This is a genomic window from Kocuria oceani (genome assembly GCF_029524215.1).
GTDB classification, from domain to species: Bacteria; Actinomycetota; Actinomycetes; order Actinomycetales; family Micrococcaceae; genus Kocuria; species Kocuria oceani.
Map to the genome: position 1 here is coordinate 21223 of NZ_JARAMH010000019.1, position 16552 is coordinate 37774.

The 16552-nt window shown below is 60.6% G+C and carries 16 protein-coding genes and 1 pseudogene; 13 read left to right on the forward strand and 4 right to left on the reverse strand.

All coding sequences use genetic code 11. The annotated features are described in order from the left end of the window. The first annotated feature begins 177 nt into the window (after positions 1-177). The 6 genes from PU704_RS16585 to PU704_RS16610 all read left to right on the forward strand — a co-directional run bounded on the left by PU704_RS16585 (position 178) and on the right by PU704_RS16610 (position 6438). A complete protein-coding gene (locus PU704_RS16585) occupies positions 178-519 on the forward strand; it encodes a hypothetical protein (RefSeq protein ID WP_277552078.1) in 342 nt (113 codons plus the stop codon). A 361-nt stretch (positions 520-880) separates the two neighbouring features. After that, entirely contained in the window at positions 881-1492 is a 612-nt protein-coding gene (locus PU704_RS16590; protein ID WP_277552079.1) for a nucleotidyltransferase domain-containing protein, read from the forward strand. Further along, complete coding sequence (locus PU704_RS16595; RefSeq protein ID WP_277552080.1) at positions 1492-1872, forward strand: DNA-binding protein; 381 nt, start codon at positions 1492-1494, stop codon at positions 1870-1872. Before PU704_RS16590 ends, PU704_RS16595 begins: the two co-directional genes overlap by 1 nt. 263 nt (positions 1873-2135) lie before the next feature. Then, positions 2136-3005: a pentapeptide repeat-containing protein gene (locus PU704_RS16600; protein ID WP_277552081.1), complete on the forward strand. Its 870-nt coding sequence runs from the start codon at positions 2136-2138 to the stop codon at positions 3003-3005. A gap of 1148 nt (positions 3006-4153) precedes the next feature. Beyond that, positions 4154-5944: a ThiF family adenylyltransferase gene (locus PU704_RS16605; RefSeq protein ID WP_277552082.1), complete on the forward strand. Its 1791-nt coding sequence runs from the start codon at positions 4154-4156 to the stop codon at positions 5942-5944. A 38-nt stretch (positions 5945-5982) separates the two neighbouring features. Continuing rightward, positions 5983-6438 (forward strand): Mov34/MPN/PAD-1 family protein, encoded by a 456-nt coding sequence (locus PU704_RS16610; protein WP_277552083.1) that lies wholly within the window; start codon positions 5983-5985, stop codon positions 6436-6438. A gap of 179 nt (positions 6439-6617) precedes the next feature. Here PU704_RS16610 and PU704_RS16615 read toward each other — a convergent pair whose 3' ends face one another. Further along, a complete protein-coding gene (locus tag PU704_RS16615) occupies positions 6618-7682 on the reverse strand; it encodes a hypothetical protein (protein ID WP_277552084.1) in 1065 nt (354 codons plus the stop codon). Between the two features lie 320 nt (positions 7683-8002). On the opposite strand from PU704_RS16615, the pseudogene PU704_RS20080 reads away from it, so the two are divergent. Further along, positions 8003-8122, forward strand: a pseudogene (locus tag PU704_RS20080) (IS630 family transposase); the annotation flags it as partial. A gap of 236 nt (positions 8123-8358) precedes the next feature. After that, a complete protein-coding gene (locus PU704_RS16620; RefSeq protein WP_277552085.1) occupies positions 8359-8949 on the forward strand; it encodes a recombinase family protein in 591 nt (196 codons plus the stop codon). 4 nt (positions 8950-8953) lie between these two features. Here PU704_RS16620 and PU704_RS16625 read toward each other — a convergent pair whose 3' ends face one another. Together PU704_RS16625 and PU704_RS16630 are read right to left on the reverse strand one after the other, a co-directional pair. Beyond that, positions 8954-9541 carry a recombinase family protein gene (locus PU704_RS16625; protein ID WP_277552086.1) on the reverse strand — a complete coding sequence of 196 codons (588 nt, stop codon included), beginning with the start codon at positions 9539-9541 and terminating at the stop codon, positions 8954-8956. Positions 9542-9852: 311 nt separating this feature from the next. Continuing rightward, on the reverse strand, positions 9853-10707 hold the full coding sequence (locus PU704_RS16630) for a hypothetical protein (RefSeq protein WP_277552087.1): 855 nt from the start codon (positions 10705-10707) through the stop codon (positions 9853-9855). A gap of 246 nt (positions 10708-10953) precedes the next feature. Between PU704_RS16630 and PU704_RS16635 the strand changes: the two genes are divergently transcribed. From PU704_RS16635 to istB, 4 genes are all read left to right on the forward strand, one after another. Beyond that, entirely contained in the window at positions 10954-11511 is a 558-nt protein-coding gene (locus tag PU704_RS16635; protein ID WP_277552088.1) for a hypothetical protein, read from the forward strand. Positions 11512-11615: 104 nt separating this feature from the next. Next, on the forward strand, positions 11616-11825 hold the full coding sequence (locus PU704_RS16640) for a hypothetical protein (RefSeq protein WP_277552089.1): 210 nt from the start codon (positions 11616-11618) through the stop codon (positions 11823-11825). Positions 11826-12061: 236 nt separating this feature from the next. Then, positions 12062-13426 carry an IS21 family transposase gene (gene istA / locus PU704_RS16645; protein ID WP_277552090.1) on the forward strand — a complete coding sequence of 455 codons (1365 nt, stop codon included), beginning with the start codon at positions 12062-12064 and terminating at the stop codon, positions 13424-13426. Continuing rightward, complete coding sequence (gene istB / locus PU704_RS16650; RefSeq protein ID WP_277552091.1) at positions 13423-14250, forward strand: IS21-like element helper ATPase IstB; 828 nt, start codon at positions 13423-13425, stop codon at positions 14248-14250. The genes istA and istB overlap by 4 nt, the downstream gene beginning before the upstream one ends. A gap of 204 nt (positions 14251-14454) precedes the next feature. Here the strand turns inward: istB and PU704_RS16655 are convergent, their stop codons facing one another. Continuing rightward, a complete protein-coding gene (locus PU704_RS16655) occupies positions 14455-15015 on the reverse strand; it encodes a hypothetical protein (RefSeq protein ID WP_277552092.1) in 561 nt (186 codons plus the stop codon). Positions 15016-15408: 393 nt separating this feature from the next. On the opposite strand from PU704_RS16655, the gene PU704_RS16660 reads away from it, so the two are divergent. Next, complete coding sequence (locus PU704_RS16660; protein WP_277552093.1) at positions 15409-15960, forward strand: hypothetical protein; 552 nt, start codon at positions 15409-15411, stop codon at positions 15958-15960. Positions 15961-16552 lie beyond the last annotated feature (592 nt).

Sequence of the window (16552 nt, forward strand, 5' to 3'; positions counted from 1 at the left end):
CCCCCTACCACGTCCCTACTGATTGTCCATTCCGGCTACGTCTACCTCCCAGTGGTCCCAGTCCTACCGGCGAGCCAAAGGAGGGCGAAGACTTAGTGCCGGCATAAGGTGTTCGACCTCGTGCTGATGTCAGGGAATCCTGGCAGCGTCAGGGTTTCATGACACTCGGAGGTGGACGTGCTCGAGCACGATGAACAGCAAGGCGTGACGGCGCCGCGCGCCGCGTGGGAGCTAGGGGCGGCCCTCGCCGATCATTCCGTGCCGGTGGATGACCGTGATGGGGTGGCTGTAGCCCAGTTCCTGCGCATGGCCGCTGATGCGTGGGCCGCCACGAAGACCGAGGAGAGCATCGACCGCGCTTTGGAGCGAGTGAGGTTTTTGCGCCTGCTGGAGCGCGGGGCCGGCGTGGCGCGGCGCGATGCCGTGGGGGACGCCCGGGGAAGCGAGGCCTCGTGGGCCAGGGTTGGCTGGTCGTTGAACACCTCCCGGCAGAGTGCCTATGAACGGTTCACCGGCTGACACTGTCTTTGGTGGGGCCCGTCGGCGGGTGAGACCGAGTCTTAGGAACCTTTGGGGCGTTGGTGCGTCTCGCAGGTCGGGGGACGCGAGACGTCTCATCGATGAACTTTGAACTTGTCATTGTCAGGCTGGCCCTCGAGTCCGTGGCGGGGTGAGGCTGGGGGTGATCAACTCCCTCAGCTGGTCTTCGACCATCCATGGTGCGTCCGCTTGGGCATGCATGTGCTGTGTGCGGCCGAAATTTACTCGAGCACCGCCGGGCCAGGTGGTGGGGCAGCTCCTAGCCAGGTTGCTGGTCGTATGCAGAAGCTTCCGCAGAACAAGAAAGTGCGTACAATTGTGAGCGATTGGGAGGTTGGATATGCAGTTGCAGAACCCACTGAGGGCCATCTGCCCCACGCTTGAGGCCGACATCCTCATGGCACTGGCAGACGGGTCCCGTAGCACTCCGGGCGCTCTCGTTCGCGAACGCGGCGTCCATGCTTCGGTCTCCGGCGTGCGCCGTTGCTTGGAACGACTGGAAGAGAACGGCGTCGTAGACGCCGGTCACCTTGGCAACCGAGTCGAGTACTCACTAAACGCCCAGCACATGCTTGCCGGCCTTGTTATTGAGGCGTCGAAGGCGACGGAGCTATTCATCCGGTTCCTTGCCGACCAAATATCCCGGTGGAGCGAGCAGCCATTGCAGGTGACTTTATTCGGTTCCGCAGCCCGCCGCGAGATGCGCAATGATTCGGACATCGACCTGATGTTTGTCGTCCCAGACGGAGCCAGCGACCTGCTGTATGAAGCGATCAGTGAGCTCGCCGTCGACGCGTATCGCCTCACCGGCAATGACGTCCGCCCGATGGTTTACGAGGTGTCCGAAGTTCACCGCGCACCGATCTTCAATTCGATTGATCGCGATGGCGTACACGTCTTCGGAGATAATCATTGGCTCTCACGCCAACTTCACACGTTGGCGGCTGCCTGATGACAGCGCGCACCGACGCTAACGCGCGCCTCGAAGATGCTCGCGCGTTCCTGGAATCAGCGAAAACTATCGACACACTGAACGACGCTGAGTCATACGCTGACGTGATCGCTACTAACGCGATTCATGCGGGAATTGCAGCCTCGGACGCCTTTTGCCTGTTGACTCTCGGCCGGCACTCCAAGTCAGAAAACCATGCCGACGCTGTCAGTGTACTGAAGGCGGCGGAAGGAGACGGCACCACCTTGAGCCGCCTATTGGGTGAAAAGACAAAGGCCGGATACAACGTCAAGAGCCTGACTCGACCCAAGGCCACGAAGTGCATTGAATGGGCCAGTAAGCTGCTGGACGCGGCCGAGGAAAAGTATGCCCAATCGTAAATTTTATGTGGCCCGTAGGGTCGGGTGCTGAAATTGACTATTGCTGAATGCATCTTGCAAGCGATGGTATGCGAGTTACATTAATTGCGAGACTAGATCGTCACTGACGGTTGCGGCTATTTAGCTGCTGGCACGTAGTTTCTGGACCCGTGCAGAAGGTTTGATCGTCTCGATCTTCGCATGTTGAGAATCAGGCAACGTGGGGGCAGACCTCGCCCATGGTGACAACGGATATGTAGGGACTGCCCCAAATGCTTTTAACTATGCTGCTCGTCGTTGACCCATCGTGGCCAACGTGGTGGGGCGAGCTAACCCAGCCTCATGCCACGCTTCTAGCGAGCTTGGCTGTTCTAACGAGCGCAGTAATCGCTTTCGCTGCGGCGTGGCTGACTCACCACAGGGAACGACAAGCTGCGCGCCAAGAAAGATATACTACTATTGCTGAACAATTGGCACACAAGAGTGAGACGGTGCGGCTGGCAGGTATTTATGCTCTTGAAGCATTAGCCAATGAGTGGCAACAGGCGAGGCAGGGTGGGCAACGAGACGTTGCGGTAGAACTGTTGTGCGCCTATCTAAGATCTCCCAGGCGTAAGGGCGGGGATAAGGAAGCGCGTTCCGCCGTAGCCACGATTTTTAGGCTCCATTCAAATGTGTGGACGAAAAAAATGGGCCTGGGGAACCGTTGGGTTCGCCGTATATTATCCCCGTGGATCAATGAAACAAGAGTGATACAGGCGCCCTGGCCTTCTGACATTATTAATTTGGAAGGTGCTGACCTGCGTGGTGTTAGATTTACCAACGTGGATTTCAGGGGGTCGCGTTTGGTGGGTGCGGACCTCACGGAGGCATTGTTGATGGCGTCAGACCTCAGAAAAGCTGACATATCACACGCTTGCTTAAAAAAAGCTTGTCTATGGAGAGCGGATCTGCGAGGAACTAATCTAAGCGGCGCCGATTTTGGTGTTTTGGGGGTAGATGAGGCGAGTTTTTGTGCACCACCTGATCTTAAGGGAATGGATAGAAATCCGTCAGTCAAATGGGACTCTGATACTATGTGGCCCACGGGATTTAATGTTAATGAGGTAATTAGTTATCAGACTGCCAAAAATGTGGTGACGCCTTCCCCTTGAGGTTGAGTCCGATGACATTGACCTCGCAGTGATGTGAGATCCGTTGAGCTGCAGATTGAATTTTTTGGGCGTCCGGCGTTCACTGGTTTGCTCGGCCCTTTCATTGCGGGTTCTTCTTTCGTGCGGTCAAGTTCGGATCATGATGCACTTTAGGTAGGAGTTCTGTGGCGGCTGGTGCATGGCTTCTCCCGCGCAGTTCACATGGCCAGCATCTGGGGAGGTGCAGGCGCCAACGGCTGGCGTGACTGACTATGCGGGTTGGGATGTGAAGGAACTGGGCGTGGACCGCGGTAATGCTGGCCCGGGCGGGAGCGATCGGGGCGAGAACACCTGCGGAGCGATTTACATTGAATGCCGTCGCAACTATGGCCAGCCAAGTGATGTTGGCGGGGAACGCCCCTAACAGCAGGTGGGCCTGTCGCCCAGCTTCCAGATTGGTGATGACTCGTTCGACGACCGCATGGTCATGGTAAAGGCCTTCGGCATCCTAGTTTCTGCTCGATACAGCCATTGGCCACCTGGGTGGGGGAAGAAGCGCTGCTGCGGTCCATGCCAGCTGAGGATCTCGCAAGCCATGGGATGCGAGACTTCTCGTCGAGCTCGAGGTAACTGTCCCACTTCCTTTGGGTGACGGTCACCTTTTGGAGTCCCTTTTCGGGGTTCGGGATGGCGAGTCGCGTCCACGCTGCGTCTGGGCGAGGTTCGTCAGTCAGCGGGTGAGACTGAGTCTTGGGAGTCTCTAGTGCGCTCGTGTGTCCTGCAAATCATGGGTTATAAGACGGATCGGTTGCGAGACGCTGCCGCCGAGATGCATCCACTCCGAAGAGGGTCCGATCGTTGTGAGCCGGGCACCGTGGCGGCGCCCTCCCACGGGACCGGGTAAGCCATGCAGGACGTGGTTACGACGTCTGGGCCAACTGTCATGCTTATGCATGGAAGAGGGATGGTCCCTCTCCACTGTTGAAGGGGAGGAGCTAGTCATGTCAGATCACATCAGGGGTGCTGGCCGTCCGGACCACTCGCGTGAGCCGGGCCGTCCGGATCACGCACAAGACCCCGGCCGTCCGGATCACGCTGGGAAGCCGGACACGCCCAATAGCCCGGGGTTTCCGCCGCGCCCGGATAAGCCGGGGAAGGTCGGCTGAGCGGTGCCGGATTTGGCCTGTTTACGTGACGGCCTGCTGGAGCAGGAGAAGTACCAGCTCCAGCAGGCCGGTTACCGCGTTGTCGATGTCGTAGACCGCGACGGTGTGTGGACTTTCACAGTGGTCGCTTCGGCAGAGAAGACTGGCATGGATGAGGTGGAACTAACCGTCATCTGTCCGCCCGCTTATCCCGTGATGCCGCCTATAGTCACGGCTGAACAACTGGGCATGCAACACCATCAGAACCCGTTCACCGGCGAGCTGTGCTTGCTGGCCGCACCGACGCAGAACTGGCAACCACACTGGAAGCTCGCCGGACTCCTGGAGCGTCAGCTACACAAGACCCTCTCCGCGGGGTACGCCGATGCTGGCACTTTGGCGATCGAGGACGAAGCTGATCAGGGGGAACCATACAGTGCCTACTACAGCTACATGCCTGCAGCGGGCTTTCTCATCGACAGCGACAAGGCCAATCCCGCTCCTGGCTCCCGTGGAGTAATGGGTGCACGCCTCGCCGCCACGCAAGTGGCGGGCCTGGAGGGCGCACGACTCCTGGGAGTGATCGACGAACTCCGCGCTGGCGAGGACGTTGTGTACTCTGCGCCGGCAGGCCTGGAGTCTGTGCTCGACCCGTATCCACCTGTGCAGGTGACTGGGCAATGGGTTGTCCTCGACGCCCCGCCAATCGAATGCAAGCCGGATAAGAAGCTTTGGGAGAAGATCGGTTCCGGTGAAAACGGAAAAACGCAGCCTTTTACTCTCACCGGCACCAACAACGGTCCAAGTTACGAACTCCGTGCAATCGGATTCCCCGAAGAACACGAACACGGCACGACAACCATGGGCTGGGTATTCGTTCTCCGACAGGTCGGTGGAATCAACCAAACATACAGAGCTGGCTACGGTGGTGGGGCCAAAAACAATATTATTCCCGACAGGTATGACTTTGTACATGCCTACCGTGCGGGGCGATCCGACCTCATGTATCGGGCGCCCGAGACACATGGCCTCGAGAACCGTGCCATCACAGTCATTGGTTGCGGAGCAATTGGCAGTGTCATCATCGAACATCTGGCCCGCGCTGGAGTCGGAAAATTCACCCTGGTTGATCACGATACTGTCGAGCCCGGAAACCTGTCGCGGCACGTTGCCGCATTCGACACCGTAGGCGCCCCTAAAGTGAACGCCTTGGCAGCCAGAATTAGACAAATTAACCCTTATGCTCAAGTCGCTTCATGCGTCGCCCGGCTCGGCTCCGTGACACCCGATGGGCAGCGTTGCGAGTCCGACATGCTCGCCAAGATGTTCGCAAAATCCGACCTCGTCGTTGATGCCTCCGCTGACGCAAGCGTCCAGGAGTACACCTCTCTGATGGCCCGCGCAGCTCACAAGACATGGGTCTGTGTCGACGCATCGCCGGGGATCGGCGGTGGTACCGTCGTCAAAATCGACGCAGGAGCCGAAGCCTGTTATGGCTGCTTCCTGTGGTACCAGGCCAGCGATGTCAATGAGAGCGGCCACATTCCTTCAGCGGTAAAGATTGAGGACAAAGGCGTGCAACCGGCAGGGTGCGGCCAACGAACTTTCACAGGGACCGGATTCGATCTCGCCCCCGTTTCTGCTCAAGCCGCCCGCGTGGCTGTGGGGGCTCTCCTGGAGGGCTTCGACGGCGGTTACCCCTTGGACGGCTTCGACGCACACATTTTGAGCTTGCGCGATGAGCATGGAATTCCCTGCCCGCCACGCTGGGACGGATACATCTTCGGCAAAAATCCTCGATGCGGCATTCACTGAGAAATTCTCGGCGTTCTGCGCCCAACGTAGAACTTCCCATGAACCTGTTCGACCAAATGGTTGCAGACGGGAATCAGTGCCATCCAAACGAGACGGGCGGCATTCTTCTCGGCCAGTCCTCGCTCGGCTCATTTCGGGTGATGCACACTATTGGCGCGGGCCCCGAAGCGGAGCACTACAGCCGATCGTTCACGCCCGACCGTGACTGGCAGTACGACCAGATTGACGAAATCTGGGCGAAAACTGGTGGGAAGATCGAATATTTAGGGGATTGGCATACCCATCCCACCGGCGCGCCCATACCCAGCAACACAGACCAGACATTGCTCCGCCGCACAGCCGGGAATCCTGCATGCCAGTGCCCGCATCCCCTGATGTTAATTCTGGGACAGCAAGACGGCACTGCTAAGTGGATGCTCGCAGGATTTTGGTATGCGCCTAGCAAGCATGAAGTTAAGGGCAGCTTAATCCGGGTGGACGTTCAATTGGTTTGATTTCCAAGGCCCCGGAGGTTTGGAATTCAGCCGTTAGGGGCGCCAACTATTGCCGTTTTGGCAGCCCATTGCACGTTTTGCAAGATATATCATATAACGGCCCCGTTGAATGGGGCAAGCGCGGGGATCCGACCATAAGTGACGCGTTCCTGGTGGCGGGGTTTTTGCGTCGTATGAGCCTATTCGTTTGTAAAGATGGCCGAAGCGCCCTGCACTCGGTCTATGAGACTTCCTGTTCCAACAGCGGTGTCCGCCTTCTCGATCCCCTTGACGATAGATTGATTTGGGTTGAATCCGTTAAAATTGTAGTCGGCCCTATCCTCAAGCGGCCATTGCGCGGCTTGCTGGTCGATATTTAAATCCCTCGACCCTCGCTGGGCGCAAATCGACACACAGGCGTCGATTACTGCAATCAGAATGTGGCACAGCCTGGCATGACATTCATGCATCACATCTTGGATGTCTTCGGGGATAAATGACCCCTTAACTCCTCGTGCCTTCTTGTACGCCGAAATCATGCCCTCTTGAGGATATTTCGGGGGCAGATCTACAAAGTCCACTTGACCTTTGACCTTACCTTGCCGGATGAGTATGAAGCCTACGCCTTGTGCCCGATGAACCATCTGGTTGCGTCGGTCGAGCACCCACGAAAACCAATCCGCTTCCCCGTCAGCAACGATGGCCGAGTGCAGGGAACGAAGAACTGAGAGTTGCGATTCCCGGACTTCCTCGTCCAGGGACAATCCGAGCCTATTCGCGGGCTTGGACGCCTGTTCCTCCATCCGGCCCTTCGGCTTCAGCTCGTGATAACTGCACTTCCTAACATCTAGTCCCACGCCGCTCACCATCACGACCACGGAAGCGAGCAAATCGATGACGCCACCGAACTTGAAGAAGAACTGCTCCTCCAGCATTTCCCTGTAAAACCGGGCATCTTCCTCATTTTTGTTTGGGCCGGATACATATATTTGAGACGAGGAAGGATCAATCCGCGACTTCCTCTGGAATTCTTCGGTCTCGCGTTTTTGCTTGTACTGGCTCAGGCAAGTGTCCATATCACCCAACGACGAGTCCAGCGTCCCCATTACGTCGATAAGGTAGTCCGTTACATAAACACGTTGCTCGACGTTTAGCTGGCCCGCGAAGTAGCTTAAAGCCCCGGTCTCATTGGCGTAGTGCCGTTGTACCTCTAAACCAAGCCGGGCGATGGCTCGTTTCGCGTGTCCCGTTTCTGACTTAAGCATGTAGTCCTCCTAAGGGGCCGTCGTTGAACTATTTAAACGTTTTGTGGGGTGGGACTGTGAATTATGCCGAATCGCCCCGCGGTCCCGCTGCTTCTGCGTGAGTGCAACCGGGAGAAGCTGCAATGCATCATGCGCTCCACCTTGGTGCGTGCGGGTCTGGCACAGCGGGCGCAGCTCGTGTTGCTGGCCACTGCGGGGGATCTTCAACGCTGAGATTGCGCAACGGGTGGGGACCACTTGCACCACGGTGATTGTCTGGCAGGCGCGCTACGAGTAGGCCAGCATCGACGGGCCGGCCAATCATGACAGCTCAGGCCGGCCCCAGGCTCGTCGTGAAGGTTGTTCACGTCGTCGGGCTTTACCTAGCCCCGCCGGAAAACTCGGTGGTGCTGTGCGTGGACGAGAAGTCCCAGATCCCAGGCCTTCGAAGGATCGCACCGGGCAGCTCGGGGATCCCGAGCCAGTCGTCGGGCCTAGGGGAGCTGACTGACATCTTTGAAAGCAAGCTGACCAGTATGACGACGGAGTGTCTTTGAAGCCAAGGGATGCGAGACGTCTCGTCCGGGAAATTTGCGCCCGCATGTTTCCGCGGTTCGGCCTGTCTCGCATCCTTGTGCTTTATCCATGCCCCTAGAATCTGATACTCAACGTCAGTTGCGAGACAGATGAGGTGGACGTGGGGAAGCTAATCGGGTATGCACGCGTGTCAACGCGTCAGCAGGACGCAGACCGTCAAGTGTCTGATCTGCTGAGCGCGGGTGTGCGGCGCGATGACGTGTATGTCGACAGTGGAGTGTCTGGAGGACGTGCATCGCGTCCGCAGTTTGACCGTGCCGTGGCTGCGCTGGAGAAGGGCGACACATTGGTGATTACCACGCTGGACCGCCTGGGGCGGTCGACGCAGAACATGCTGGCCTTCGCCGAGGCGCTGCGGGGGAGAGGCGCCGGTCTGCGGGTACTCAACCTCGGCGGGGGAGACGTGGACACCGCCACCCCGATGGGCTCGATGGTCTTCACCGTCATGGCCGCGCTGGCCCAGATGGAGCTGGAGATCAAACGCGAACGCATCACCGACTCGGTAGCCAAGCGCAGGGCTGCCGGCAAAGACCTCGGTGGGCGACGTCAGACCTTCACGGACTCCCAGATCCGCAACGCGTTGAGGCTGATCGAGTCCGGGGAGCCGGCCACCCAGGTCGCCCGGGACCTCGGGATGTCCCGGGCGACGCTCTATCGGCGGATCCGGGAGCTGCCAGCCACGGTCAGTTGAAGTCTCAGCTGGTGCGCTTGGCCAGCTCTCGCTGGATCGTGCGGTAGACCGTGGAGCGGGCCACCCCGAACAACTCCGCCAGCTCCGCCTGGGTGTGCTCACCCTGCTCGTGCAGGGACATCAGGTGCCGGCGCTGCAGCACGGAGAGCTTCGGCTGCCGCCCGCGCAGTCGGCCCTTGGCCCGAGCGATGGCCATGCCCTCGCGGGTGCGCATCCGGATCAAATCGGATTCGAACTCCGCCACCATGCTCAGCACGTTGAACAGCAACCGCCCGACCGGGTCGGTGGGGTCGTACTCGCTGCCACCCAGTGACAGGGTCACTCCTCGGCCGGTGAGCTCATCGGCGATGTCGCGGGCACCGGGCAGGGAGCGGGCGAGGCGGTCGAGCTTGGTGACCACCAGAGTGTCCCCGGGCCAGCAGGCGGCCATCGCCTCGCGCAGTCCCGGGCGGGACCGGTGCGCCCCGGTCAGGCCGTGGTCGACGTAGATCCGTTCCTCGGCCACGCCCAGGCGTTGCAGGGCTTCACGCTGGACGGTGAGGTCCTGCTCGATGGTGGAGACGCGGGCGTAGCCGATCCTCTTCCCGCTCACCTTTCCAGTGTTGCGCATGCCGTACCTGTGCGGGCACCCCCTTGCGGGCGGGGCATACGGGCATCAACCCCACCCGGTTTCCTGCCTCCAAATCGTGATGTAGGTCCGCAGCGGGAGGGGTCCCTCTTGCGGGCGTTGCAGAACACATGCAAGGGGCGCGGCGAGATATCTTGAGGCCCCCGTCGTAGACGGGCATCCGCTCAGGCTCGTATGAGTGAAGGAGTGATTGCGAGTCACTCATGGAAGTACTGTCGCTGATTTTCTGAATACAGTTGCGGCGCAAACGTATAAATAGCCCTTAAGTCTGAGTTTCAAAAAGTATTTAAAATAATGGGTATTATAATGCCAAGGGCCACAGTAAGGGCGGTTGCAAAAATCTTGAGTAGTTGTTGCGCGCGAAGTTCTTCTTTTGTTTTTGCGACTTCAAACGCAACTAAAACCCTGTTCCATAAGGAAACAAGGCCAATGCCGAGGACTGCCCCTATTGTTCCCACAATTAGTATCATAAATATAAGGGCCACTATAGTGTTCGCCGAGGCGGGCGCAGCGTCGGTGCCAGCAGGGTTTCCAGGCATTCCAAGTGAAGTCACCATGAGGATTAAAAATACAATCCCAACGATGTATGAATGCTTTCTAAATTTCCCATACCATGGAAAATTTCGCATTAGAATCCGTTTTGTGTCGTTTGCAGCAAATACAAGCCAGTCTCGGTGAGGACTTCTGACCACGACCTCGCAGCTTTGGGATCTCCGGAAATATGCTTTCAATCCAGTGTTTGTCTCCCCGTAAAGCGCACCAGCCTCGATATCGAATTCCTTCAGTCTTTTAGTGTCTGCGTATTCAAATACGTAATCGGGTGAACCGGAATATCGGTGATTATCCCTCGTTGTGGCGGATACCTTTATGTCATAATCTTTGAGTTTGTCGGATAGGCGGGCTATCTTTCGTCTGGTTTCGTAAGATAAGTCAGCCGTTTCATAGGTTTCCAACAACTCTTGTGTAATTGGCAGGTCGATTTCTTCACCAAGCTTTGCCATTTCTTTCAGTTTTACTTGGTTCATAATGTCTTGAATTTGGGAGCAGGAGTTTCTTAGATTATCGACGGTTCCTGACCATGCGTCGATCGAGTATTCCTGCGAGGCAACGCCAGAGGAGGTGGGGGGCATGTCAGCATTATATGTGTGTGACTAGATGGACTTGGTCTGGTGAGCCGTGTCCAAGACCCTAGAAGAATTTTTTCAAAGGATCTCGCCGTTGATTCGACTTCGGTACGTGATCTGCTCAGGTTTCTACTCCTTCTAGACCACTGGCGTTGCAGGGAGAGTTCCGTTGATGGACATCGCTGTGCATCCCCGTGGAAGTGGCTGGAACGGTGGACAGACAAGCCCCATCCCCCTCGATAACGTCATTGCATGAGCAATGCGGAGCCAGGACATCTACGGCAAGTGCAACTACTGCATGCGGAGCGGCCGATCCCGTCTCGCCGGCGTCTGCTGCGGTCTGGGGCGCTGTTCGCCGGGATGTTCGCCGCGGTCAATCTCACGGTCGTCTGGTGTGTCGACCGGTGGTGGGGGCCAGATTCAGACCGCTTTCTGGTGGGATTGCTTGTGGCGTTGCTGATCGGGTTGATCCTGCGCTGGCTCATCCGCACACCGATCCCCGGGGTGCGTCGTGTCGAGGGGCGTAAGCAGGCCGATCTAGCTCGAGATGAGGCGATCCGCGTGGGGCAGGTTCCGGTTTTTTCTTCCTTGCGAACCGGTGCCGCCGCTAGGTCGTGCGAGGACGTTGAAGGAGCGGCTTTCGCTGTTGGTCTGGATCTGACTGGGGTACTGGGCCTGGTGTTGTGGCCGCATATGGCGTGGGTAGTGGTGTTCATTGCGTTCGTCCTGGTCGCCCTGGGGCCAGCGGCACGCACCCGTCGTGCGTGGGCTTACTTGCGTCTCTATGAGACGAGCACGTACCCGGGCTAGCTCTTCCACCATCGACGGCGCACGCAATCCCGGGCGTAGGTCTGAAGTCGAAGACTTTGATTTCTCGACAATCAGCCTACGACGACCAAACGACAGGGGGAACTATGTCCAGTCCGAAGCTGCGTTTTATCCAGATCCTCACGGCCGTGATTGCTGTGATTGTGGTGCTCACTTTGACGAACGCCATCATTACAGGCTCTACGCGCGCGTGGTGGGCGGCTCTCAGCGCTTCCTGCAGCATGGTTGTTGGCTTGATCGGTTGGTGGCAAGTGAAAAATGAACAGAAACGGCAAGACCGGGACCAGATTCGCTGAGAGTCATGTCCCAAAGTGTGGCGAGCAGCGCATTGAGCCCTGGGCATCCCAATGACTGCGTGGACTGCTGGAGCGCTGATTGGTTGCTGGGACGACAGTGATGGCGCTCAGGTGAAACTCTCCAGACCTGCTCACTGAAATTCCCCACCCGTGTGGCTCCGCCAATGATGGCGGGGCCCCCTCGATGATGGCGGTCTCTGACCACCAGCCATCCATTCGAGGGAGCCCCGCTGACCATGCTCACACGGGAGGAAGACATCGACGCGCACGCCCTGGCCCGTCAGGGCTGGACGATCTCCGCGATCGCCCGGCACCTGGGCCGTGACCGCAAGACCATCCGCGCCTACCTGGCCGGGAACCGCACCCCCGGGGCCCGGGCCCGCACCACCCCGGATCCGTTCGCCCCCTATGCCGAATACTGCCGGGCCCGCCTGGCCGAGGACCCGCACCTGTGGGCCACCACGCTCTACGACGAGGTCACCGACCTCGGGTACCCCGGGGCCTACCAGACCTTCACCCGTCAGCTGCGGCAGCGCCAGCTGCGTCCGGTGTGCCAGGACTGCCGGCCCACCGCCGGGCGGGCCGTGGCGGTGATCGAGCACCCGCCCGGGGAGGAGACCCAGTGGGACTGGGTCGAGCTGCCCGACCCACCGGCGGCCTGGGGCGCTGGGGCGAACGCGCACCTGCTCGTCGGGGCTCTGGCGCACTCCGGGGCCTGGCGCGGGCTCCTGTGCGAGTCCGAGGACCAGGCGCACCTGATCGCCGGCATCGATCACATCACCCGGGCCCTGGGCGGGGTCACCAAGGTCTGGCGCTTCGACCGGATGGCCACCGTCTGCCACCCGCCCACCGGCAAGGTCACCGCGACCTTCGCCGCGGTGGCCAAGCACTACGGGGTGTCGGTGGCGATCTGCCCACCACGACGTGGCAACCGCAAGGGTGTGGTCGAGAAAGCCGTGCACTCGGCCGCCCAGCGCGTCTGGCGCACCCTGCCGGATGAGGCCACCGTCGAATCCGCACAAGCCGCACTGGATCGGTGGTGCACCACCCGTGGTGACGCCCGGGCCCGCACCACGGCCGAGGGCCGCACGACCGTGGCGGCCCTGGCCGCCGCCGAGTCGCTGGGGGCGCTGCCACCGGTGCCGTTCCCGGCCGTCACCACGGTGGAACGGAAGGTCTCGGCCCAGGCGCTGGTGGCCTACCGGGGAAACTCCTACTCCGTGGCCCCCGAGCTGGCCCACGCCACGGTCACCGTGATCGCCCGCCTGGGCGAACCGCACCTCGACATCGCCACCAGCAGCGGCGCCGTCATCGCCCGGCACCGTGCCGCGGCCCCTGGTGCCGGGGCGATGGTCCGCGACCACGGCCACGTCACCGCGCTGAACACCGAGGCGATGAAGGCCGCGACCTCGGCGGTGCCGCACCGGTCCAAGGTCCGCATCCCACCGGGGCCTGACGCCTTGGCGGCGGCAGCGGTCCTGCGCGGCACCGCCGCGCCCGCATCCACCACGACCTCGGTCCACGGCGCCGAGGAGGGTGCCGTGGTGATCGATCTGTCCCGCTACGCGGCCGCCGCCAATGGAAGGAACACCCTCACATGAGCACCCCCACCACCGAGCCGCTGAACGCCTCCCAGGCCAGCCTGTACCAGCAACTGCGCGCCCACCTGGCCGAGCTCAAGCTCACCACCGCCGCCGAGCACCTGCCGGGCGTGCTCGAGCAGGCCGCCGCCGAGGGCCTGTCGATGACCGCCGCCCTGGAAAGACTGCTGGGCCTGGAAGTCGAGGCCACCGAGGCCCGCCGGCTGGCCGGGCGGCTGCGGTTCGCCTCGCTGCCCTCCCCGGCGACCCTGGAGGGCTTCGACCTCGAGGCCGCCCCGGGACTGGACCCAGCCCTGGTCAACGAGCTGGCCTCCTGCCGGTACCTCGAGAGCGCGACCAACGTGCTGCTGATCGGCCCGCCCGGTGTCGGCAAGACTCACATGGCCGTCGGGTTGGCGCGCAAGGCCGCCGAGGCCGGCTACCGCACCTACTTCACCACCGCCGCCGACCTGGCTGCCCGCTGCCACAAGGCCGCGATCGAGGGCCGCTGGGCCACCACCATGCGCTTCTACGCCGGGCCCACCCTGCTGGTCATCGACGAGCTCGGCTACCTGCCCCTGCCCGCCGAGGCCGCCTCGGCCCTGTTCCAGGTCGTCTCCCAGCGCTATCTCAAAACCTCGATCATCCTCACCACCAACCGCGGGGTCGGCTCCTGGGGCGAGGTTCTCGGCGACACCACCGTCGCCGCGGCCCTGCTCGACCGGCTCCTGCACCGCTCCGTGGTCCTCAACCTCGACGGCGACTCCTACCGGCTGCGCGCCCACCAAGCCCGCGCCGACACGCTGCGGCGCACGACCACCGGCACCCCACGACCGCTACAGTGACCACAACCACCGGGTGGGGAAAATCGACGAGCATCCCTGGGGATTTTCACGGAGCGCCATCAACAGTGCGCGATAGGGGTTCCTATTAGTACTGGGTGGGTCGGGCGCTGGCGCATCCTCGTGAAGTGATGTTGTCCTGAGCATGCACGACCAGCGGTGACGCGGTGCCCCTCCGGTCCATGAGCCACGGCGAGAACCTGACGATCAGCTGACCTGCGAGGTGGTGTGCAACGCCTTCAGGTAGGCCCAGCTATGGCGCGCCCTACTGAGATGGAGGAGGGCAAATATTCCGCTAACCGTGCCTGCTGCGATGAAGCTATGCAGCGGTTGAATGATCCCCGGAATCAGCAGGGCTACGGTTACCGCGACACTGGCCATCGCTGCTTCGATGCGATAGCACGCGGTCACCCCGGCTGCTGTGCGCACTCCGGGATCGGCCGGCATGGTTCCGGTGCGGGAGGCTTGAAGGAGAGAGTCCGTGAGTCGCCCAGGACCAATCTGCTTGTTGAGTCGAGGGCGCGGCGCTTGGAGAAGCCGCTGCGTCAGAAGGACCGCTCCCGTGAACGCAACGATAAAGACCGGCCACCACGGAGTCCGTGGGTCACCCGTGGGAGTGTCCAGAAGCCAGAACACGAGTATTGGAAGGCCGATCATCATCATTGCGGTAACGGGCAACTCGTGGATGAGGACCTGGGCTGCGGTAGGCACGTGGGTGTCGTCGATCCACTGGGGGTCACCGTTCGCGACAGAGGCGTGCCGATTCATGTCTCGACGCTACTGCTCTGACCGGCCAGAAAGCTTGTCACAGATAAGGGGACTTCGGCCCCTGCAAAGTGCTCTTTGAGCTGACAAGTAGGGGTGGACGCCTACGCACAACGCAATAGGGGTTCCCCCACTCGTGTCGGTGCAAGGGCGTCTGGCCATGGGTCGGCTGCTCCGGTAGATGTGCTGTAGACGAGTCTCGTTTGCCATCGAGCACCCGGGCGAACACCTTCAACAGACAGGCGGTCAACGCACATGGTGGCCATCTCAGGGAGGGCAGACCGCGGGCTACGGATGGTGTTGGGGTCCTTCGTCCTGATACTGGGCGGCGTCGCGGTGGCCTTCACTTGGCCAGCGTTCAGTGTCTTGGCGCCTGGAGATCAGACCTGGGGATGGATGTTCCTGGCCCTGGGGGCTGTGACCATGCTCATGGGCGTGTGGCTGGTGGTGGGCCGGTGGCGCGGAAAGCCTTTGGTGCTCTCAAAGCATCCTTGGCGCTTGGGGTTCTTCGCAGTTCTCGCGGCGGTTTATTTCACGGCGTTCGTGGTGTTCGCTCGTCCCGTCCCCGGGGAGGGCGAGGATGTGGGCCCGCTCATCTTGCCCGGGTGTGCCGCGTGGCTGGTGGGCTTTGCGGTGCGCGCGTTGTTCGTGCCGGCTGAGTCAGAGGCGCCGCGACGGAAGGGCCCGTTGCGTTACACCCCCGCTGGGCGGAAGACGGCACATCGGTTACTGCTCCTCATGGGCGGGACCAGCGTGGCTCTCGTGCTGCTGGGCCTGCTGCTGGGGCACTGGGTGCACCCGTGGTTCGCTGAGACTTCTGTCGGTTCGGGTCTTTTCGGATCGGCGGTCACGGCAGTGATGACCGTCCGGGTCAGCAGGGCAGTGCCCGTGGAGGAAGGCGGGTCCAACACGGCATCCAGTGACGCCGCAAATGGGCGGAAAGGTTGATCCTCATGCCGCCGGAAGCTGCTGAACCTGATCGGCAGGGAAGCTTGCGGCCATGCAGTGGGGGTTCTTCTGTGGGAGTTAGAACCGGGGGTGTCCGCGTGTGGACCGCGCCTCGGATAGGGATCCTTCAAAAATCTCGGTTAACCAGCGCAGGGTGATACTCGCATCGGGCGAGAGCATTATTGGGAAGAGGGCGACATGAAACGGGCTAAGTCACTCCGACAGTGGGGATTTATAATTACCGCAATTGGGGTCATTTTTTCCCTTTTCCTATTTTTATACATAGAGCTTTCTAATCGATATAATTACACGGGAGTAATGCTCCTTGCGGCAGGTGCCCTTTATGCAGGGTGCTTGATAACTATAGGGGGAGTGCTTGTGCTTATTGTGGACGGCATACTCCGCCTCACCGGTCGACGATATTAGCCTCCTCCTGGAAGCGGTGCCCCGTCAGCCTCGGGGTGCAGTTGGGGTTCCCTAGTGGCTCGTCTTTGAAGTGGTTGGTCGGTTGGCTTTCTCGAGGATCTGGGTGCTGGTCTTTGTCCAGACGAAGGGGTGGCAGCGGTCGTTCCACCCGGTGACGAAGGCCCGG